Annotated in this window: 20 protein-coding genes; 7 read left to right on the top strand and 13 right to left on the bottom strand. The window is 68.0% G+C overall.

From position 1 onward, the window contains the following. Positions 1–133: 133 nt before the first annotated feature. Entirely contained in the window at positions 134–1,792 is a 1,659-nt protein-coding gene (locus tag M4D77_RS07650; RefSeq protein ID WP_165630178.1) for an alkaline phosphatase, read from the top strand. On the opposite strand, the gene M4D77_RS07645 is transcribed toward M4D77_RS07650, so the two are convergent. The 4 genes from M4D77_RS07645 to M4D77_RS07630 all read right to left on the bottom strand — a co-directional run bounded on the left by M4D77_RS07645 (position 1,789) and on the right by M4D77_RS07630 (position 5,217). Further along, the gene (locus M4D77_RS07645) at positions 1,789–2,568 is read right to left on the bottom strand and encodes an HAD-IIB family hydrolase (protein WP_137808704.1); all 780 of its coding nucleotides are present in this window, start codon (positions 2,566–2,568) and stop codon (positions 1,789–1,791) included. The genes M4D77_RS07650 and M4D77_RS07645 overlap by 4 nt on opposite strands. Positions 2,569–2,630: 62 nt before the next feature. Continuing rightward, on the bottom strand, positions 2,631–3,860 hold the full coding sequence (locus tag M4D77_RS07640) for a winged helix-turn-helix domain-containing protein (RefSeq protein WP_137808703.1): 1,230 nt from the start codon (positions 3,858–3,860) through the stop codon (positions 2,631–2,633). After that, positions 3,860–4,387: a dihydrofolate reductase gene (locus tag M4D77_RS07635; protein WP_137808702.1), complete on the bottom strand. Its 528-nt coding sequence runs from the start codon at positions 4,385–4,387 to the stop codon at positions 3,860–3,862. The genes M4D77_RS07640 and M4D77_RS07635 overlap by 1 nt, the downstream gene beginning before the upstream one ends. Beyond that, positions 4,384–5,217 (bottom strand): thymidylate synthase, encoded by an 834-nt coding sequence (locus M4D77_RS07630; protein ID WP_311199304.1) that lies wholly within the window; start codon positions 5,215–5,217, stop codon positions 4,384–4,386. Before M4D77_RS07630 ends, M4D77_RS07635 begins: the two co-directional genes overlap by 4 nt. Positions 5,218–5,326: 109 nt before the next feature. Between M4D77_RS07630 and M4D77_RS07625 the strand changes: the two genes are divergently transcribed. After that, positions 5,327–5,701 carry an HNH endonuclease gene (locus M4D77_RS07625; protein WP_058250166.1) on the top strand — a complete coding sequence of 125 codons (375 nt, stop codon included), beginning with the start codon at positions 5,327–5,329 and terminating at the stop codon, positions 5,699–5,701. Here the strand turns inward: M4D77_RS07625 and M4D77_RS07620 are convergent, their stop codons facing one another. Then, a complete protein-coding gene (locus M4D77_RS07620; RefSeq protein WP_083229280.1) occupies positions 5,702–6,706 on the bottom strand; it encodes an AraC family transcriptional regulator in 1,005 nt (334 codons plus the stop codon). Between the two features lie 121 nt (positions 6,707–6,827). On the opposite strand from M4D77_RS07620, the gene M4D77_RS07615 reads away from it, so the two are divergent. Then, positions 6,828–7,751, top strand: coding sequence for an NAD(P)H-binding protein (locus tag M4D77_RS07615; RefSeq protein WP_259935936.1), 924 nt, complete (start codon positions 6,828–6,830; stop codon positions 7,749–7,751). Here M4D77_RS07615 and nhaA read toward each other — a convergent pair. Both nhaA and M4D77_RS07605 read right to left on the bottom strand, forming a co-directional pair. Further along, the gene (gene nhaA / locus M4D77_RS07610; RefSeq protein WP_159370661.1) at positions 7,736–9,058 is read right to left on the bottom strand and encodes a Na+/H+ antiporter NhaA; all 1,323 of its coding nucleotides are present in this window, start codon (positions 9,056–9,058) and stop codon (positions 7,736–7,738) included. The two genes, M4D77_RS07615 and nhaA, sit on opposite strands and share 16 nt — an antisense overlap. A 130-nt stretch (positions 9,059–9,188) precedes the next feature. Next, complete coding sequence (locus M4D77_RS07605) at positions 9,189–10,583, bottom strand: HNH endonuclease signature motif containing protein (protein ID WP_259935935.1); 1,395 nt, start codon at positions 10,581–10,583, stop codon at positions 9,189–9,191. 447 nt (positions 10,584–11,030) lie between these two features. Between M4D77_RS07605 and M4D77_RS07600 the strand changes: the two genes are divergently transcribed. Further along, a complete protein-coding gene (locus M4D77_RS07600; protein WP_065628939.1) occupies positions 11,031–11,516 on the top strand; it encodes a hypothetical protein in 486 nt (161 codons plus the stop codon). A 131-nt stretch (positions 11,517–11,647) separates the two neighbouring features. Continuing rightward, positions 11,648–11,917, top strand: coding sequence for a hypothetical protein (locus tag M4D77_RS07595; RefSeq protein WP_068969791.1), 270 nt, complete (start codon positions 11,648–11,650; stop codon positions 11,915–11,917). A gap of 114 nt (positions 11,918–12,031) precedes the next feature. On the opposite strand, the gene M4D77_RS07590 is transcribed toward M4D77_RS07595, so the two are convergent. The 4 genes from M4D77_RS07590 to M4D77_RS07575 form a co-directional block, all read right to left on the bottom strand. Next, on the bottom strand, positions 12,032–12,487 hold the full coding sequence (locus tag M4D77_RS07590) for a flavodoxin family protein (RefSeq protein WP_068969792.1): 456 nt from the start codon (positions 12,485–12,487) through the stop codon (positions 12,032–12,034). Between the two features lie 4 nt (positions 12,488–12,491). Continuing rightward, positions 12,492–13,031 carry a hypothetical protein gene (locus tag M4D77_RS07585; protein WP_065628941.1) on the bottom strand — a complete coding sequence of 180 codons (540 nt, stop codon included), beginning with the start codon at positions 13,029–13,031 and terminating at the stop codon, positions 12,492–12,494. A gap of 2 nt (positions 13,032–13,033) precedes the next feature. After that, entirely contained in the window at positions 13,034–13,783 is a 750-nt protein-coding gene (dapB, locus tag M4D77_RS07580; protein ID WP_068969802.1) for a 4-hydroxy-tetrahydrodipicolinate reductase, read from the bottom strand. Between the two features lie 66 nt (positions 13,784–13,849). Further along, positions 13,850–14,332, bottom strand: a complete 483-nt coding sequence (locus M4D77_RS07575) for an Lrp/AsnC family transcriptional regulator (protein ID WP_058250145.1) — start codon at positions 14,330–14,332, stop codon at positions 13,850–13,852. Between the two features lie 146 nt (positions 14,333–14,478). Between M4D77_RS07575 and ald the strand changes: the two genes are divergently transcribed. Next, positions 14,479–15,594, top strand: coding sequence for an alanine dehydrogenase (gene ald, locus M4D77_RS07570; RefSeq protein WP_068969793.1), 1,116 nt, complete (start codon positions 14,479–14,481; stop codon positions 15,592–15,594). Here ald and M4D77_RS07565 read toward each other — a convergent pair whose 3' ends face one another. Continuing rightward, positions 15,595–16,371 carry an NRDE family protein gene (locus tag M4D77_RS07565; protein ID WP_068969794.1) on the bottom strand — a complete coding sequence of 259 codons (777 nt, stop codon included), beginning with the start codon at positions 16,369–16,371 and terminating at the stop codon, positions 15,595–15,597. 6 nt (positions 16,372–16,377) lie between these two features. Then, a complete protein-coding gene (locus M4D77_RS07560; protein WP_259935934.1) occupies positions 16,378–17,859 on the bottom strand; it encodes a putative nucleotidyltransferase substrate binding domain-containing protein in 1,482 nt (493 codons plus the stop codon). A 136-nt stretch (positions 17,860–17,995) separates the two neighbouring features. Between M4D77_RS07560 and M4D77_RS07555 the strand changes: the two genes are divergently transcribed. After that, positions 17,996–18,705, top strand: a 710-nt coding sequence (locus M4D77_RS07555; protein WP_259935933.1) for a S1 family peptidase, incomplete at its 3' end; no start/stop codon positions are given.

The following is an 18,705-nucleotide window of genomic DNA, read 5'->3' as shown; positions in this document are numbered from 1 at the left end:
GTCGTCCGTCGCGGCCACACGTCCGCGTGCCGCGCGGTATCCGATTCTCCCCCACCACGTGAGTACCGCACCGTCGGGCTCCGCCCGCGGTAGAGTCCCTGCAGGCGTGGGCGAGTACCCGGGGGTGGATGCGATGACGACGCGACGCGACTTCCTGCGCACGGGTGCGGTCGTGACCGGTGCGGCGCTCGCCTCCCCCGCCGTCGTCGCCCAGGGCGCGCCGCGGTCGCCCGGGCCCCCGTCGGCGGCAGTGTTCCGCCACGGCGTCGCGTCCGGCGACCCGCTCCCCGACGCCGTCGTCCTCTGGACCCGCATCACCCCGACCCCGGCTGCGACACCCGGTTCCGGCCTGGGGCCGCAGAGCCTCGTCCGCTGGGAGATCGCCCGGGACCCCGGCTTCGGCGCCGTCGTGGCCGCGGGCGAGGTGCGGACGTCCGCCGACTCCGACCATACGGTGAAGATCGACGCGTCGGGTCTGGCGCCGCGCACCTGGTACCACTACCGCTTCACGGTGCTGTCCGGACCCGCCACCGGCGCGGTGTCGCCCGTCGGTCGCACGTGCACCGCCCCCGCGACCGGTGCCGACGTCGCGAAGATCCGATTCGGCGTCGTGTCGTGTGCCAACTGGGAGGCCGGATACTTCGCCGCCTACCGGCATCTGGCCGCGCAGCCGGCACTCGACGCGGTGGTCCACCTGGGCGACTATTTCTACGAGTACGAGACCGGGCGATACACCGGCAAGACCGGAACCGTCCGGCCGCACGACCCCCGCCACGAGATCGTCACCCTGCGCGACTACCGGACACGCCACGCGCAGTACAAGACCGACCCCGACCTCGCCCGGCTGCACCGGGACCTGCCGTTCATCTGCATCTGGGACGACCACGAGTCGTCGAACGACTCGTGGTCGGGCGGGGCGGAGAACCATCAGGCGGGCGAGGGCTCCTGGGCCGCGCGGCGCACCGCCGCGCTTCGCGCGTACGCCGAGTGGATGCCGATCCGCCCCGCCGTCGACACCGCGGGCCGGCACCTGTTCCGCAGGCTCCGCTTCGGCCGTCTGCTCGAGTTGTCCATGCTGGATCTGCGCTCCTACCGCGACCTGCAGGTCAGCGCCCGGTCGGCGGCCATCGACGATCCCGCCCGCACGATCCTCGGCCGGGCACAGATGTCGTGGCTGACCAATGGACTCACGTCGTCGGAGACCCGCTGGAAGATCGTCGGCAACCCGGTGATGATCGCCCCGGTGCTGATCCCCCCGCTGGATCCGCAGACAACCGGCGCGGTCACCGCACTGCTCGGCATCCCGCGCGAGGGCATCCCGTACAACGCCGACCAGTGGGACGGTTACGCCGCCGATCGTCGACGTCTCCTCGAATCGCTGCGCCGCAATCGCGTCGACAACGTCGTCTTCATCACCGGTGACATCCACTCGTCGTGGGCGTGCGACATCCCGGCCGACCCGGCGAACTATCCCGGCGGCGGGAGTGTCGCAACGGAATTGGTCGGCACCTCGATCACGTCGACCAACATCGACGACATGCTGAACGTGCCCGCCAACACCGCCGGGGTCGCGGTGTCCTCGGCCTTCGCTGCCACGAACCACCACGTGCGCTGGAGCGAGTTCGACGCGCACGGGTATTCGGTCCTGACCGTGACGCCGGCGGCGACGCAGATGGACTGGTACTTCGTGCACGACAAGACGAATCCGCGCTCCGGCCAGTATTACGCGAAGTCCTACCGGGTCGCGAACGGCACCCAGCGGGTCGTCCCGGCGGGTGGGCCGGTCGACTAGCTGCCCGTCTCGACCTGATCCAGCAGCGCCGACAGCTTCGCGTGGGTGTCGGGCCAGCCGTGGACGGCGATCGACGTGATGCCCAGAGCCTTGACCGGGTAGTCGTTGCCGCCCTCGTCGAGCCGGTCACCGAAGAACAGGATGTCGCTGGTGCTGAGGCCGAGGATGTCCATCAACTTCAGTGCGCCGTAAGCTTTGTCGATGCCCTTCTTGGTGACGTCCACCGACGTCGAACCGCCGCTGCGCACCTCGAGGTCGGGAAGTCGCTCGGCGGCGTAGGCCCGCAGGGACTCCTTCTTAGCTCCGTCGGGGTCCCAGGCCGCCTTCGCGTCGACGGGCGCCTTCTGCCCCAGCGCGCTGAAGGTGATCTGGCTGCCGCGGTCCTCGAGGATGTCACCCCACGTCTCGCTCTCCCACAGACCCAGTTCTTTGGCGCCGGTCTCGAGCACGTCGAGCGTGCGCTGCTTCTCGTCGTCGGTGAGGAACTCCGCGTAGACCGTCTCCCAGTCGTTCCCGGACCACCGCACGTACTGCGTTCCGCACGTCGGCATGAGGTGGAGGTTGGCGACGCTGTCGAAGTTGCCGAGCCGCGCGAGAACCTGCTTCTCGAACTGGGTGAAGTTGCCGCCGGAGATGATGCAGCCCAGGCTCACGTCGAGCATCCGCCGCAACAGATCGACCATCTGGTCGTCGAGCGGGCTCTTCGACGGGGCCAGGGTGTCGTCGAGATCGAACATCACCAATCGGTAGTCGTTGCCCTCATACGACACGGTCATCGCTTCGTCTCCCATCGCTGTCGTGAACTTTCGATCCTCAGCATCGCATCACTCGGGGTGAGTCACGCGACGTGCAGCACCCGTTGCAGGTCGGGCGCCAGGTCGCCGCGTCCGGACACGACGACATCGTCGAGGTCCTGCCAGCCGGCGAAGCTCCGCAGATCCGCGGACAGCCGTTCGGCGACGAGGCCTCGGGAACGACCCGGCTCGCAGTAGGCCCCGAGCACCTGCAGGGTGCGGTTCTTGCGGTCGGCCTTCAGGTCCACGCGCGCGGCGATGTCGGTGCCCAGCAGATACGGCAGCACGTAATAGCCGTGCACGCGTTTGTGTTCGGGCACATAGATCTCGATGCGGTAGTGGAAGTCGAAGAGTCGTTCGGCGCGGGGGCGGAAGAACACGAGCGGGTCGAACGGCGACAGGATCGCCGAGGCGTCGACGCGCCGCGGAATCACTGCGCCGGCGGCCAGGTAGGCCGGGTCGCGCCAGCCGTCCACGGAGATCTCCTGCAGCCCACCGTCCTCGACGAGTTCGGCGACCGCCGGCCGCGCGTCGGCCGGCCGGAGCCGGTAGTAGTCGGCCAGATCGGCCACGGTGGCGACACCGAGCGCCTGGGCGGCACGGCTGACGAGTTCACGGTGCGCCTGCCCACGGTCGGGTCGCAGCGCGACGATGTCCGCGCCGACGATCCGTTCGGTGAGGTCGTAGTGCCGCACGAAGTTCCCGTTGCGGACCGCCGACAGGTCACCGGCGGCGAACATGGCCTCGCACAGGTGCTTGACCTCACCGCGCTGCCACCAGCTCCCGGCTGCACCGGGTTCACGTTCGATGCCCAGTTCCGCTTCGATGGCACGGGGCGTGGTCGCGCCGACTGCCTCGATCACGGCCCGGATGTCGCCGACCAGAGAACGGTTGCGACGCATCACGTCTCGCGTGTGCCGATACCGACCGTCGGCGAAGTCGTCCATCCGCCATCGGAAGAGGGGCCAGTCGGGTACCGGGATCAGCGCCGCTTCGTGGGCCCAGTACTCGACGAGTAGCCGCCGACCGCGCCCGGGCTGCCACGCGGCGCGGTGCAACAGGTCGGGATCGTAGGCACCCAAGCGAGAGAACAGCGGCATGAAGTGCGCACGCGCGGCGATGTTGACCGAGTCCATCTGCAGCAGCCGCGTCCGGCCGACGACGCGCTTCAGGTGTGCCATGGTGGGCGCGGCGGCGGGCCGGCGGTCGGTGAAACCCTGTGCGGCGAGCGCGATTCGACGCGCCTGCGCGATCGAGAGACGATCCGGCGCCATCAGCCCTGCCGAGCGCGCCGATAGTCGACGAAGCGGTACCCGATGCCGCTCGTCGAGGTCTGCCACTCACCGCGATGTGCCAAAGCCCACTCGTCGGTGATCTCCGGGGCGAACGCGTCGGCGCCGTCGACCTCGACGTCGATCTCCGTGACACACAGTTCGGTGGCGAATTCCATTGCCAAGCGGTAGATCTCGCCGCCGCCGATGATTCCGACCCGTTCGCCACCGGCCAGCTCGAGCGCCTCGGCGACCGATCCCGCGACCGACGCGCCGTCGGCCGACCAGCTCGCGTCGCGGGTGACGACCACATTGGCGCGACCGGGCAGCGGCCGAAATCGCGGCGGCAGCGAATCCCATGTCTTGCGGCCCATGACAACCGGGTGCCCGACCGTCAGTTCCTTGAACCGCGCCACATCTTCGGGGACCCGCCACGGGATCGTGTTGTCCCGGCCGATCGCCCCGCCGCGTCCCTGCGCCCAGACCAGGCGCACCTCACGCGAGCCCTCCCCCGCGGGGCCCGACGTCACACCGCCACCGGGGCTTTGATCCCTTGATGGGACCGGTAGTCGACGATGGCGATGTCGTCGTACTCGTAGTCGAAGATCGAATCCCGCTTGCGCAGTTCGAGTTTCGGGTACGGATACGGGTCGCGTGACAGTTGCAGCGTCACCTGCTCGACGTGGTTGTCGTAGATGTGGCAGTCGCCGCCGGTCCACACGAACTCGCCGACCTCGAGGCCCGCCTGCTGGGCCATCATGTGCGTCAGCAGCGCATACGACGCGATGTTGAACGGCACGCCGAGGAACAGGTCGGCGCTGCGCTGGTACAGCTGGCACGACAGTTTGCCGTCGGCGACATAGAACTGGAAGAACGCGTGGCAGGGTGGCAGTGCCATCTGCGGGATGTCCCCCACGTTCCATGCGGACACGATGTTCCGGCGCGAATCGGGGTTGGTCCTGAGCAGGTCGAGGGCGGCCGCGATCTGGTCGATGTGCTCGCCGGACGGGGTCGGCCAGCTCCGCCACTGCACGCCGTAGACGGGTCCGAGTTCACCGTTCTCGTCGGCCCACTCGTCCCAGATGCTCACCCCGCGCTCCTGCAGCCACCGCACATTCGAGTCGCCGCGCAGAAACCACAGCAACTCGTAGACGATCGACTTCAGATGCACCTTCTTGGTGGTGATCAGCGGGAAACCCTCGGCGAGGTCGTAGCGCAACTGCCTGCCGAAGAGGCTGCGCGTCCCGGTGCCGGTGCGGTCGGCCTTCGGTGTCCCGGTCTCCATGACGAGGCTCAGCAGGTCCTCGTACGGAGTCGGGATGGTCCCGGTCGATGACATGTCGCGGATGGCCGTGCTCACGGGTGCCAGTCTAGGCAAAGCACCAGTCGCACTGCCGGGCGCACGACACGACCCCGACGGGGCCTGTGACGGCTGTGACTCGTGTGATCCGAGCGGTAGGCTCCTCCCCGTGGCCACCCGCAGCACCACCCGCGCCAATCGGTACGCCAAGCGTCGTCGCAAGCGTGTCGCGGCCCGCGACAACGACCTCACCGACGCCCAGTGGCTCGCGCTGCAGGAGGCCTGGGGTGGGTGCGCGTACTGCGGCGCGGTGGGCGTCGCCCTCCAGCGTGACTGCATGTTGGCCATCTCCCGCGGCGGCCGGTACACCGTCGCCAACGTCGTGCCGTGCTGCGGTTCGTGCAATGCGAGCAAGTGCAATTCCGAGGTCACGACGTGGATGCGGCGTAAGAAGCTGGATGAGAAGGCGTTCCTGGTCCGGCAATTCGAGGTGAGCCGCGCGCTCGCCGCCGCCGTTGACCCGGCCGCCGGCCAGGACGAGTGATCAGCCGGCCCGCGCCACGCGTCGCACTCGGCCGGGTGTGGACCCGTTGACCCGCTTGAACGCCCGGCTGAACGCCGCCTCGGACGAGTAACCGAGCGCGCCCGCCACCGACGCGACAGACGCATCCGGGTCTCGGAGGCGATCCGCCGCCACATACATCCGCCACCGGGTGACGTACTGCATTGCCGGCTCGCCGACGACGGCGGTGAACCGGGCTGCGAACGTCGACCGCGACATCGCGCATTCACGGGCCAGTCGTTCGACGCTCCACTCCGCCGCTGGATCGCGATGGACCGCGGCGACCGCACGCCCGAGTTGCGGATCGGCGAGAGCCCCGAGCCAGCCGGTGCGGGTGCCCTCCGCGTCCTGCAACCACGATCGGATCGCGTGGATGACGATGATGTCGGACAACCGGGTGATGACCGCCTCCCCACCGGGTCGGAGTTCGCCGGCCTCGTCGATCACGATGCGCATGAGGTCGCGCAGCCACGAGCTGCTTGCACCCGCACGGGGATCAGCGGCGCGGATGGCGAGGATCGGCGGCAGCATCGACGTCAGCGACCGTGCCGAGGGATGGTCGAAACGGACGACGGCACAGATCAGGACCGAGCGTTCGGGCCCGTCGCCGCCATGTCGCAGGATGGCATACCGATCGCTCAGGTAGTCGTGCGGCAGATCCGTGACGACCGGGGCGAACATCGCCTCGCCGTCGCCGCGGACGACGTGCGATCGGCCGTGCGGCACGACGACGAGATCTCCCGGCGCGAATCGCAGCGACTCACCGTCCGGCGCGGACAACCGCAGCGACCCCGACACGACGAGGTGCACGCACAGACAGTCCTCCCAGACCGGCATGGTCAGCGCCCAGGGCTCGGTGAGCTCCGACCGGCAGTAGAAGGCACCGTTCAACCGGAAGAAGTGCAGGGCCTCCCCGAGGGGGTCGGGGCTGTGGAACGGGTCCGGGTGACTGCCGTCGGGTCTGCGCACCCGTCCATGATCGGTCATCGTGATCCGATCGTCTGCCGTTTCGGACGATTGAGCATGCATTGCGGACTGTGAGCGCTGTTTCGTCCGGCAACCTCGCTCCACTCTGGACATACGACATCGAACGATTCAGGAGGTCCTCATGTACACAGTTCTCGGGGCAACAGGCACCGTCGGCGCACAGGTCACCACCGGCCTGCTCGACGCCGGACACCGGGTTCGGGCGGTCGGGCGTTCTTCTGAGCGGCTCGACGCCCTCGCTCGGCTCGGTGCCGACACCGCGGTAGCCGACACCACCGATTCGTCCGCGCTCGCCACCGCCATGCGCGACTCGGACGCGGTGTTCGTGATGCAACCCGTGGATCACACCGCCGCCGACCACCTCACCTCGCAGCGGACGATGACCGACGCGATCGTCCGCGCCATCCGCGAGTCCGGTGTGCCGCGTGTGGTCGCGCTCAGCAGCGTCGGCGCCGAGATCAGCTCCGGCACCGGATTTCTGGCCGGTCTGCACATCCTGGAGCAGCGGCTGGCGGAGTTGTCCGGCGTCGAGGTGCTCGCTCTGCGTGCCGGCTGGTTCTACGACAACGCCCGCTCCTACCTCCCGCTCATGCAGAATGCGGGCATCGTCGCGGACTCGCTGGATCCGCATGTCGCCGTTCCGATGGTCGCCACGCGGGACATCGCCGCGGCAGCGGTGGATGCGCTGACCGGAACAGGCTGGGGCGGTGGACATCTGAGCCGGGAGATCCTGGGTCCGGTGAACGTCGACCAGGCCACCGTGACGGCCGCGTTGGGACGTGCCTTCGGCCTTCCGAAGCTGCGGTATGAGCGCTTGTCCGACGACGACATGGTCGCGACGCTCGTCGACGAGGCCGCATTCAGTCCCGATGTCGCAGGCCATCATGTGGGCATGACACGGGCCATCAACGACGGCCGGGTCGTCGGCCGACGTCCGGGGACCACGGTGCTCACCGGGCCGACGACCATCGCCGACTACGTCACAGGCCTGGCGGCAGCCGCGATGGCGACGACCTCGAGTCCCACCGATCAGCTGTCCCGCTGATAGACATCCGGGATGCCGTCGTGATCGTCGTCCCGGGACTCGTCTTCGGCGACCCGGCGATAGTGGCGGTTGCGCATCCGCAAGATGACCGCCGCGGCCGAGGCGGCCGTCAGCGAACCGACCAGGACACCGATCTTGACGTACTCCGCGCGGTCGGATTCCGGGTCGTACGCGAGGTCGCCGATGAGCAGCGAGACCGTGAAGCCGATGCCGGCGAGCATGGCCACACCGGTCACGTCGATCCATCGGATGCTGGCGTCGAGGGTGGCGCGCGTGAACCGGGCGAGAAGTGCGGTGGTGCCGACGATGCCCACCGTCTTGCCGACCACCAGACCGAAGATGATGCCCAGCGCAACGGGATTCGTGAGCGCCTCGCGGAGGCCGCTGAGACCACCGATGGTGACGCCGGCGGCAAAGAAGGCGAACACCGGGATGGCGAAGCCGGCCGAGATGGGCCGGATTCGGTGTTCGAAGTGTTCTGCCAGGCAATGCCGGGTGTCCGTCTCGTCGCCCCCGGCCCGACGGAGCACTGGGACCGTGAAGCCGAGGACGACGCCGGCGACGGTGGCGTGGACCCCGGACTCGTGGACGAATGTCCACGTGAGGGCCGCCAATGGGAGCAGGAGCCACCACGAGGTGACCCGCCGCTGCACGAGAAAGGCGAACGCCGCGAGTGGGATCAGGGCCAGGGCCAGCGCTGCGCCGTTGATGGAGTCGGTGTAGAAGACCGCGATCACGGTGATGGCCAGCAGGTCGTCCACGACGGCCAGGGTGAGCAGGAAGGTACGCAGTGCGGCGGGCAGATGCGTCGAGATCACGGCCAGCACCGCGACCGCGAACGCGATGTCGGTGGCGGTGGGAATGGCCCAGCCCTGCACGGCTCGATCCCCCGCCCGCATGGTGACCGCAACGAAGATGAGTGCGGGAACAGCCATTCCACCGACCGCCGCGGCAATGGGCAGCGCGGCCCGCGCGGGGTCGCGGAGGTCGCCGGCGACGAACTCGCGCTTCAGCTCCAGACCGACGACGAAGAAGAAGATGGCAAGGAGACCGTCGGCAGCCCAGGTCGCGAGGGACAGGTCGAGGTGCAGACCGAGCGCGTCGGACCCCACATGGATGTCGCCGAGGCCGAAGTAGGCGGCCGACCACGGCGAGTTGGCCCATACAAGGGCTACGACCGCGGCGACGAGCAGCAGCATGCCGCCGATGGTTTCGCGCCGGAAGATGTCGGCGATGCGGGAAGCTTCGGGCCAAGAGCCGCGCGAGAAGAGCGTCGGGGTGGCCCGACGTGAGTCGGTGTCAGTCATGGTGCGTACGGAGTCCTTCGTCGGGTGGGCTACGTACGCGTCGTGGCCGCCCCATCGTGCAGGGCTCACCGTCAACGCGCAGCCGACCAGACTTCCCGGCACACCGCGTGTCAGTCTAACAGCTAGGCGCCTACGCGGCCCTGTGCACGGCGGGCTCTAGGTGAGTTGTGTTGCGCTGCTTCCATTCCCACACCGCGAAGAGCACCTCGGTGGTGTATCCCAGGTCCATTCGACCACCGCCGACCGGCACCGTCGCATCTACGCCGATCCGTTGATCGGGTCGCCACCCGCCCGGTTTCGACGTAGGTGGCGCCGCCTCGATCTCAGTGCCGTCCGGGCGATGAAACGTGAACCGCTGCAACCCATGCGCGGTGATCGCAAACTCGCCCCGATGCAACGACCGATGACACGACCCACACAACAAGATCAGATTGTCCGGATCCGTCCGCCCACCCGCCGACCAGAACACCACATGATGGGCATGCAGATGACGCGTCCGACCACACCCCGGCACCTGACAACACCGATCCCGCACGAACAACGCCCGCACCAACGCCTTGTTCGGCGCCCGCTTCCGACGACCCACCCCCAACAACGCCAACTTCCCCGGCTGACCGGGAACCCGGCGGCTCACCACCTCCCGCGTCGACGCCCCACACCGGGCCTCGTCCACCTCAGCCTCCGACAACCCGGGTCCATCATCGAGATGAGCCGACTCCACCCCCTCACCCGCATGGATCAGGATCTCCGCACCCGGAGCAAGATCAGGCATCGAAATCCCGTCATGCACCATGTCGGCCATCGCCACCACCGCCGGCGCCACATTCGACGGCACCTGCCGCCACAGATCCCGACGCCGAGACGGAACCACCTCCGAATCCTCTGATTCTGAACCGGATTCAGTGTTCCGCGGAACACGCTCGACCGACGGCAGATCCGGGTCATCACACGTCCGGGTGCGTTCATATTCCGCCCGCACCGTCCCAGCAAGGAACCGCGCCCCATCCAACGGACTCAACCGCAGCGACACCGACAACGACCCGTCATCGTTCCACTTCCACCGGCCGGTCGACTCCACCGGTGGCCGGCTGTTCTCCTCGACGCCACGGTTGCGGTCGATCTGGGCCATCGCCCGCACCGCCCGATCCAACTGACTCGCCGTGCACGACAACGCCAGATTCACCAACTCCGCCTCCCGCTCCGGCGTAGCCACCCGTGTCAACGCGCGGACCTTCGAATACGTCAGCCGACCCTCGCGAAACGCCGTGCGGATCACCGGCAATTCTCGTATCGCCTTGGCGACCCTCAACTGCTCATGCGCCGTTCGCGGTGCAATGCCGGCCTTCCACGACAACCAGTGCGCCAGCGAATGAATCCCCGGCCCCCGCCACGACTCCCGCTCATCCAATTCCGCCACCAGGTCAAGGAAGTTCGCTGTCAGAGCCGTGATCTGAGCGGCATAACCCAGCACCCGAGCCTCGAGCACCTCATCCGACAGCGACTCCGGATCCGCACCGTCGAACATCGACGACACATCTCCACCGGAACGAAAAGCACTGACCCGCACCGCAACCCCCAGAACCGAACGAGAAGTACAGCAACAAGGTATCGCCAGGCACCGACAATTCCTCGAGCCTCAACCCAAGGTTCAGAGTGTTCCGCGGAACACTCGCGAGCTACTCCAGAAGCTCAAACGAATCGTCGCGATGACGTCGATCCCGTGTCCATCTCCGCCGCATCTCTGTACTTTCACAGGTGGCCGAGAGAGCGCTGATCGACGAGCGGCAACCAACGCCGACCTAGACCGCGCTCTTCGGCTCATCCGAGACGACCAAGACTCACGCCATCACGCCCTCGCAGTCATCCAATCCGGCAGCGCGCCGGAGTCGTCCACTATCAAGCCACGGAGGTCGCGGGTTCGAGGCAACCTTACCTACGGCGGGTGTCGGACCTTGGTCCCAGAGTTCGAGCCATGCCACAATCAACGCCTCAGGCGGTCATCGAGGGGTTCTTGCTGAGGGTGCGTCGCATCATGGCCCACTCGCTGATCCGTGAACAGGCTGACCTCATGGCCCGACTTCATGACGGCACTGTGCAGATTTCGGTCACCCGGAATGTGAAGACGGGGGACGAATCCCACCGGATCAAGATCGAGTATCCCCCCGAGGAGGCGATGGAATCCCTGGCGAGCCGGGTACGTCCGCTGGTTCTAGCCAGGGAGCCGATCTATTGCGTCAAGGTGCTCGACGCCCTCGAGGAAGTGGTGGGCACCGACGCGCTCGATGAGGAGATCGACCCAGACTGGTGGCGCGACAGCTGGAGAACGATCATCGACGGCAGCGGCGAGGCACAGGCGTACCTAGTCGGCACCGCCAGCGGCCAAATCACCGACCGCAAGCTCATGTACGCCTGGATCTACGGCGACTTGGTTCACGCCACCACGCCGCGATCCCAGTGATCAAAGAGCTCAGCATCGACGACCGCTACCACGCAGCCGCCCCGGGATCGCGCGGATCTGTCATCTGGTTATTACCACCCACCTCATGATCATGAGCTTGATCGACAGGGAAACTCGCGGTCGATCCGCAAGTGTTCGCCGAAAAGGTGGTGGTCACTAAGACAAGCGTGGACCGTGAAGCAAAGGTCTACACGGCTCCCGCGGGCGAGGACGGAAAACCACCGCCGATGCCCAGCGACCCGTCACAGGATCTCGACTCCACCCAGTGGCAATCAATTCACCAGGCACTCATCGACGCAGGGTTGATCGACTCCGACGAGATTGGGCATGTCATCAACGCCGACACCGAGCACGCCGAGAACAGTGCACCGGGGGTCGATCGACACGGACCGAATGAATGATGCTGCGCCACAATCAATCCTATCGAAGAATGCGTTGTCATTCAGGCCGCTCGAGGGAGATCCAGGCGCTCTTAGTCGACACAATAAGCGCACCAGCGGCCGCTCCCCACTCGCTCACCCCTCCATCAACCCCGCTGCCACCGTCGCACCCAACTCCCAGCACGCTTCGCGGTCGTCCTTGCCCGGGGCGCCGGAGACGATGACGTACTCGGCGGCCTTGGTCCAGCCGAGGCCGGAGGTGATCGAATCGACCGCTCGCACAGCTCCTTCGGTGCCCTGGTTGCCGTGCATGTACAGCCCGAACGGCCGACCCTGAGTCGAGTCGAGGATCTGGTAGTAGCTCACGTCGAACGCGTGTTTCAGTGCGCCGCTGATGTATCCGAGGTTGGCGGGCGTGCCGAGGAGGTAACCGTCGGCGTCGAGGAAGTCGGAGGCGGTGACGGCGAGCGCCGCGCGTCGGATCACCTCGACGCCTTCGATCTCGGGGTCGGTCGCACCGGACACGACTGCCTCGAACATCTCCTGGCATGCCGGTGACGGGGTGTGGTGGACGATGAGCAGCCGGCTCATCGGACTACTGCTCCCGGCCGTGGTACTGGGCGACAGCCCGTTTCATCATCGAGCGGGCACGGGTGCGGTCGCCGGCGTAGTCGTAGGCGCGGGCGATGCGGTAGGTGTTGCGCCAGTCGCTCGGGTCGGCCTCCCACTCGGCCTTCACCTGGGCGAAGAGTTCGTCGGCCGCGTCGCGCTCCATCCGGCCCGATGCGCGGTGCGGCAGGTTCGAGATGTCGAGTTCACGTCCCTCGTCGGCCATGATGGCGGCGAGTTTCTGGTGCTCGAGGCCCGCCCGCAGCGTCGCGTAGACCAGCCACGCCCCGATCAGCGGCAGCGCGATCACGCCCAGGCCGAGACCGATCCCGGCGGCCGACCCGGAGGCGATCAGCTGGAAGCCACGCCATCCGAGCAGGACGAAGTACACGATGAGCGCCACGACGAGGAATGCGATCATCCAGACGATCGGACGGGAGTCCTTCTTGCGCGGGCCGAGTCGGGGTGCGCCGCCCTCGGTGTCGTCGTCGTGGGCTGGTTCGTTCGGCGGGCCGGAGGAGGTCATCGTCAGAGGTCCATCAGTTCTTCGAGCCCGATGGTGAGCCCCGGACGGGAGGCCATACTCCGCACGCCCAGGAGCACGCCGGGTGCGAACGACGCCCGGTCGAGGGAATCGTGCCGGATGGTCAGCGTCTCGCCGGCGGTGCCGAGCAGCACTTCTTGGTGCGCAACAAGCCCTGCGAGCCGCACTGAGTGGACACGCACGTCGTCGACGACCGCGCCGCGGGCGCCGTCGAGTTCCTCGGTCGTGGCATCGGGACTGCGTCCGACACCGGCCTCGGCCCGCGCGCGCCCGATCAGCTCTGCCGTCCGATAGGCGGTTCCCGACGGCGCGTCGGCCTTGTGCGGGTGATGCAACTCGATGACCTCGACCGAGTCGTAGTACTTGGCGGCCTGGGCGGCGAAACGCATGGACAGCACTGCGCCGATCGCGAAGTTGGGTGCGATGAGGACGCCGACGCCGGGGTTCTCCGACAACCAGCCGCGGACGGTGTCGAGGCGTTCCTCGGTGAATCCGGTGGTCCCGACGACGGCGTGAATTCCGTTGGCGATGAGGAACTTCAGGTTGTCCATGACCACATCGGGATGGGTGAAGTCGACGACGACCTGGGTCTCGGTGTCGGTGAAGAACTCGAGTGAGTCACCTTTGTCGACGCCCACGGTGTAGGTGAGGTCGTCGGCATTCTCGACCGCCGCGACGATCGCCTGCCCGACCTTGCCCTGGCTGCCCAGGACGCCCACCTTGATACCGCTCATGTCCACCTCTTCGTGTCGTGTCCTGCCGGCCGAGTCGCTGCCGGGCCAGTCTAGTGGCGTCCCGCCTCAGAAGATCGGGGCACCGCCGCGGCGGTGTTCGAACACCAGCGACGTGGTGGTTCCGGCGACCTCCGGCCGGCCGTTGAGTCGTTCGACGAACTGGCGCAGCGCCTCGGTGTCGGCGGCGGCGACATGCAGCAGGTAGTCGTCGGTGCCGGCGAGGAAGAACACGTCGATCACCTCGTCGTGGGTGGCGATCTCGCCGACGAAGCGCCGGATCTGACCGCGCGCGTCGGACTGCAGACTGACGGCGACCATGGCACGCAGCGGGCGCCCCAGCGCCGCCGGGTCGACGTCGGCGAAGAAGCCGCGGATGATGCCGAGGTCGACGAGCCGACGCAGGCGGCCGTGGCAGGTCGACGCGGCGATGCCGACGCGCTGCGCCAGTTCGCTGTTCGGCATCCGCGCATCGGACTGCAGCAGGCGGAGCAGCTCCCGGTCCGTCGCGTCGAGTTCACCGGCCCGAACATCCTTCGGTGTGGTGGCCATCGCGCCCTCCGTCCTCACACGATCGTCGGCAGACCGAGCTGCACGAGAATATTCTTCCGCACGATTGTGTCATGGCCGATGTTCCTTCACGCTGAAAACCGGTTCATCGAGGAACGTTCAGGAGACCACAACCCGACGGAGTCATCATGCGCATCGGCATCCCCACCGAGATCAAGAATCACGAATACCGCGTGGCCATCACCCCCGCCGGCGTCGCCGAACTCCACCAGCGCGGCCACGACGTGATCGTCCAGGCCGGCGCGGGCGAGGGATCCGCCATTGCCGACAACGACTTCAAGGCCGCCGGTGCACAGATCCTGGGAACCGCCGCCGCGGTCTGGGAGCAGGCCGAACTAGTGCTGAAGGTCAAGGAACCGATCGCCTCGGAGTTCGCGCTGATGCGTCGGGATCAGACGCTGTTCACCTACCTGCACCTGGCCGCCGGCAGGGCCTGCACCGACGCGTTGCTGGCGTCGGGCATCACCTCCATCGCCTACGAGATGGTCCGGACCGCCGACGGCGCGCTCCCGTTGCTGGCCCCGATGAGCGAGGTCGCCGGACGCCTCGCACCGCAGGTGGGTGCCTATCACCTGATGCGTTCGGCGGGCGGTCGGGGCGTACTCATGGGCGGCGTGCCGGGAACCGAGCCCGCCGACGTGGTCGTTCTCGGCGGTGGCGTCAGCGGCGTGAACGCGGCGCAGATCGCGCTCGGCATGGGCGCCCAGGTCACCGTCTTCGACATCGACATCGCCAAACTCCGCTCGATCGACGCCCGCTTCGGCGGCCGCGTCCACACCCGGTACAGCACGGCCCTGGCAGTCGAGGAGGCGGTCGTCGGTGCCGACCTCGTCATCGGGGCCGTCCTCGTGCCGGGTGCTAAGGCACCGGTCCTCGTCTCGAACAGCACGGTCGCCCAGATGAAGCCGGGCGCGGTGCTCGTCGACGTCGCGATCGACCAGGGCGGCTGCTTCGAGGACTCTCGACCCACCACCCACGACGACCCGACCTTCGCCGTCCACGACACCGTCTTCTACTGCGTCGCGAACATGCCCGGCAACGTCGCGCGTACGTCGACACAGGCGCTCACCGGTGCGACCCTCCCCTACGTCCTCCGGCTGGCCGATTCGGGACCGGAGCAGGCGTGCGCAGCCGACCCGGCACTCGCCTCGGGACTGAGCACGCGGCACGGTCAACTGTTCACCGCCGAGGTCGGCGCCGCACTCGACCTGGACGTGTCGCCGAACCCCTTCGCGCACAACTGATCAGAACGTCAGCGTGGTGGTTCCCCGACGTCGGCCCCGCCAACCGTAGCGGCGCTCGGTCATCGATCCGTGGCCGTCGTACCCGACGCGCAGCAGGGTTGATGCCCGGGTGCCGTACCCGGGGATGTTGATGAACATCGGCGACAACGCCGCCTCGGCCTGTGGCCCGACGCCGGTGTCGGGCAGACGCGTCGGGTCGGGCCGATTCTGGTCGGCCAGCATGGCGAAGTAGGACTCGTCCGCAGACCCAACCGACCCGCCACCGTCTGCCTCGACCAGCCCACTCAACGCCGCCGCGCCGTCGACGACCTTCGGCCAGTCGTTGGCCAGGGCGCCGTTGGACAGACCGTGCACGCCGTCGGCCACCCGCTCGGCGCGCGGTTCCGGCCAGTTGGTCATCCACCACAGCTCGTCCCGATCGGCGATGAGCAGATTCACCGGATCGTACGCGGCCGCATCGTCGAGGACCCGGTGGGCGTACACCTTCGGGTCGTCGTCGCCGATCAGATAGTCCACGGGAAGTTGTCCGCGCGAACGGATTCCGGCCCGTCGAGCCGGCCCGACACGGACGTTGGTGACCATGGCCACCCGGTCGGGGATCTCGGCCGAGACAGCCATCCACGTACCGCCGGCGACGGCGTCGCGCCCGCCGAGGATCGGCAGGTCGTCCCAGTGCGACAGCGCGAAGGTGCGGCGACGGTGTTGCTCGTCCCGATTGGCGGCCACGATCAGCCGCTGAGTGGGGTGTGCGTTCCACGCAAAAAGGATCAGGCACATCGGGTTTCAGGTCACCTGCTCGGGTCCGGGAAGAAGTCGGCTCATGGTCGACATGCGGCGCTGCACTCCGGCGATCTCGCGCACCGCCTGCCCGAGCAGGCTGCGGTCCAGCGGGGACAACTGCCTGACATCGAACCGATCGCCGGGCGGATCACCGTTGTCGAACTGTGCGACCTGATATCGCAGCCGAACGCGCTGCAGCACATCGAAGACCTCGATGAGCGTCGACGCCTGATCGCTCGGCAGCATCTCGCTGCCGGACGCCGCGCGCAGACGGCCACGGGTGTCGACGTCGGTCGAACCCACACTGACCGCGGCCCACCGCGCGATGTTGACGAGCGGTGTCACCGCATGCCCCTTGATGTCGACGATGTTGCCCCGACCGGTCAACACATCCCGCCGGGACCGCAACCGGGCACGCGTCGAAAGGGTTTCGGCCAGCAGCAGATTCATCGTCCGGGGGTCACGCCGCAACCCGGCGATCATCGCGACCGCGGGCGTCGCCGACACCGCGTCGCGCCCACGGACGGGCCGGCCGTCGAGCATCAGCGATGTGAAGATCATGCCCTTGCCGGCGAGCGGATCATCGATCCACGCACGCGCCGCCGTCTGCCACTGCGTGTGGGTCCGCGCGAACAGCGGCTTCGACGCGACGGCGCCGTTGTCGTCGACCCGCAGTCCCGCGTTCCGCACCACCTCGTCGACCTCACCGAAGGCTGCCCGATAGCGTTCGATCTCGCCGCCGGCCGAATCGTCGAAGGAGACAGCCGAATCCACGTCCGAGCTCAGCACCGGCTCCCGACGGGCGTTGCTGCCCAGCGACAACCAGGTGAACGCTGCGGGATCGAGTTCGGGGTGTGCGGTCAGGACGACATCGAGCGCGCGACCGACGACCGCGTCGACGATCATGGAAGCCGCGCGCGAGATCTCGTACGGCGGTCGGTCCCGGCGAACCTGATCGGCCACGAACTGCGGCAGCCTGCGCGCGTGCCCCTGCAGCTCCTCGACGTCGATCGAACGTCGGATCTGTTCGCGCAGCGGGATGCCCGCACCGACGGGGTCGGCGACGAAATCCCCCGCCCCGACGACACCGATCACCTCGCCGTCGGCGCCACGGACGGGGACGATCGCCAGATCGCGGTCGACGAGCTCGGTCAGCACGTCCATCGACGCCGCACCGGCATCGACGACGAACGCCGGTTCCGTGACGATCTCCCCGACCGAGGTGTCGACGCTGCGGCCGGCCGCGACCACCTCGGCCCGGATGTCGCCGTCGGTCAGCACGCCGAAGCTCCGGTCCGGCAGCGGGATCACCACGTAGTCCTGTCCGCGCTCGGTCATCAACGCGGCCGCCTGGCGGACGGTCATGTCGGCCCGGCCGATCACCGGTGCGGTGCGGAGCAGTTCGGCCACGGCGCTCGCCGCCGAGATCCCGCCGGCGTCCCGACGCCGCGCCACCGTCAGCCGCGGCTTCTCGTCACCGGCCATGTCTGCAGAGTCTAGGCGGGCCCGGGGTCTCCGAAGACCGTCGGCCGGTCGAATGATTCGGAGTCCGGCCGGCACACCGCGAGGCCCGGGTTCGGCTCGAAGGGAGCAGACACCCTCTCGGAGCAAAGGACCCCCGATGATCAAGCCTCACGTCGCCGCCGCGACCACACTGCTGGCCGCTCTGGCCGTGGCAATGGGCACGACCGCCCCCGCAGCCGCCATCACGCCCGAATACGCCGACACACTCACCGCCGGCCAGGGCATCCTGATCGGCGACGGCCTGTGTTCCATCGGCTTCTTCGGGACCAACGCCGACGGTGATCGCCTCGCCGTCACGGCCGGGCACTGCGCCGAGGGCGTCGGCGACGAGGTCACCACCACCGACGGCGAGACGATCGGTGAGGTCGTGGACTGGCAGGACGACGGCGGCACCCCCGACGGGTCGATCACGCTCGCCGATCCCCGCGGTTACACCGTCATCGCGATCGAGGACGACTGGGAGGTGGACCCCGTCTTCGCGACGGCGGCCGACCCCGAGGTCGGCGAACCGGTCGCCAAGACCGGCGAACGCACCGGGACGACCGTCGGCACCGTGACCGCCCTGCTGCATCAGGACGCCGCGCCCGAGCATCGTCTCGTCAACGCCGAACTCGTCGTCCTCGGCGGGGATTCGGGTTCACCGTGGTACCAGGAGACCCGTGGCGGACGGTATGTCCTCGTCGGGATCTCCTCGAGCGGCAACTTCGGCACGCAGAACCCCGACCAGGCGATCTCGACGGCCCAGACCATCGAAGGCCTCTACGAGCAGATCGCCGGATCCGGGTCGGCCTGGACCGACGGCTTCGA

Origin of the sequence: Gordonia sp. p3-SID1431, assembly GCF_025143765.1 — a bacterium.
In the GTDB taxonomy this organism is placed as follows: Bacteria; Actinomycetota; Actinomycetes; order Mycobacteriales; family Mycobacteriaceae; genus Gordonia; species Gordonia hongkongensis.
This window is presented reverse-complemented; position numbering and strand designations above follow the sequence as displayed.

Coding starts and splice junctions, on each gene's coding strand:
- M4D77_RS07650 (WP_165630178.1), top strand. CDS start 134: ATGACGACGCGACGCGACTTCCTGCGCACGGGTGCGGTCGTGACCGGT.
- M4D77_RS07645 (WP_137808704.1), bottom strand. CDS start 2,568: ATGACCGTGTCGTATGAGGGCAACGACTACCGATTGGTGATGTTCGAT.
- M4D77_RS07640 (WP_137808703.1), bottom strand. CDS start 3,860: ATGGCGCCGGATCGTCTCTCGATCGCGCAGGCGCGTCGAATCGCGCTC.
- M4D77_RS07620 (WP_083229280.1), bottom strand. CDS start 6,706: ATGACCGATCATGGACGGGTGCGCAGACCCGACGGCAGTCACCCGGAC.
- M4D77_RS07615 (WP_259935936.1), top strand. CDS start 6,828: ATGTACACAGTTCTCGGGGCAACAGGCACCGTCGGCGCACAGGTCACC.
- nhaA (WP_159370661.1), bottom strand. CDS start 9,058: ATGACTGACACCGACTCACGTCGGGCCACCCCGACGCTCTTCTCGCGC.
- M4D77_RS07605 (WP_259935935.1), bottom strand. CDS start 10,583: ATGTTCGACGGTGCGGATCCGGAGTCGCTGTCGGATGAGGTGCTCGAG.
- M4D77_RS07600 (WP_065628939.1), top strand. CDS start 11,031: ATGCCACAATCAACGCCTCAGGCGGTCATCGAGGGGTTCTTGCTGAGG.
- M4D77_RS07590 (WP_068969792.1), bottom strand. CDS start 12,487: ATGAGCCGGCTGCTCATCGTCCACCACACCCCGTCACCGGCATGCCAG.
- M4D77_RS07585 (WP_065628941.1), bottom strand. CDS start 13,031: ATGACCTCCTCCGGCCCGCCGAACGAACCAGCCCACGACGACGACACC.
- dapB (WP_068969802.1), bottom strand. CDS start 13,783: ATGAGCGGTATCAAGGTGGGCGTCCTGGGCAGCCAGGGCAAGGTCGGG.
- M4D77_RS07575 (WP_058250145.1), bottom strand. CDS start 14,332: ATGGCCACCACACCGAAGGATGTTCGGGCCGGTGAACTCGACGCGACG.
- ald (WP_068969793.1), top strand. CDS start 14,479: ATGCGCATCGGCATCCCCACCGAGATCAAGAATCACGAATACCGCGTG.
- M4D77_RS07565 (WP_068969794.1), bottom strand. CDS start 16,371: ATGTGCCTGATCCTTTTTGCGTGGAACGCACACCCCACTCAGCGGCTG.
- M4D77_RS07560 (WP_259935934.1), bottom strand. CDS start 17,859: ATGGCCGGTGACGAGAAGCCGCGGCTGACGGTGGCGCGGCGTCGGGAC.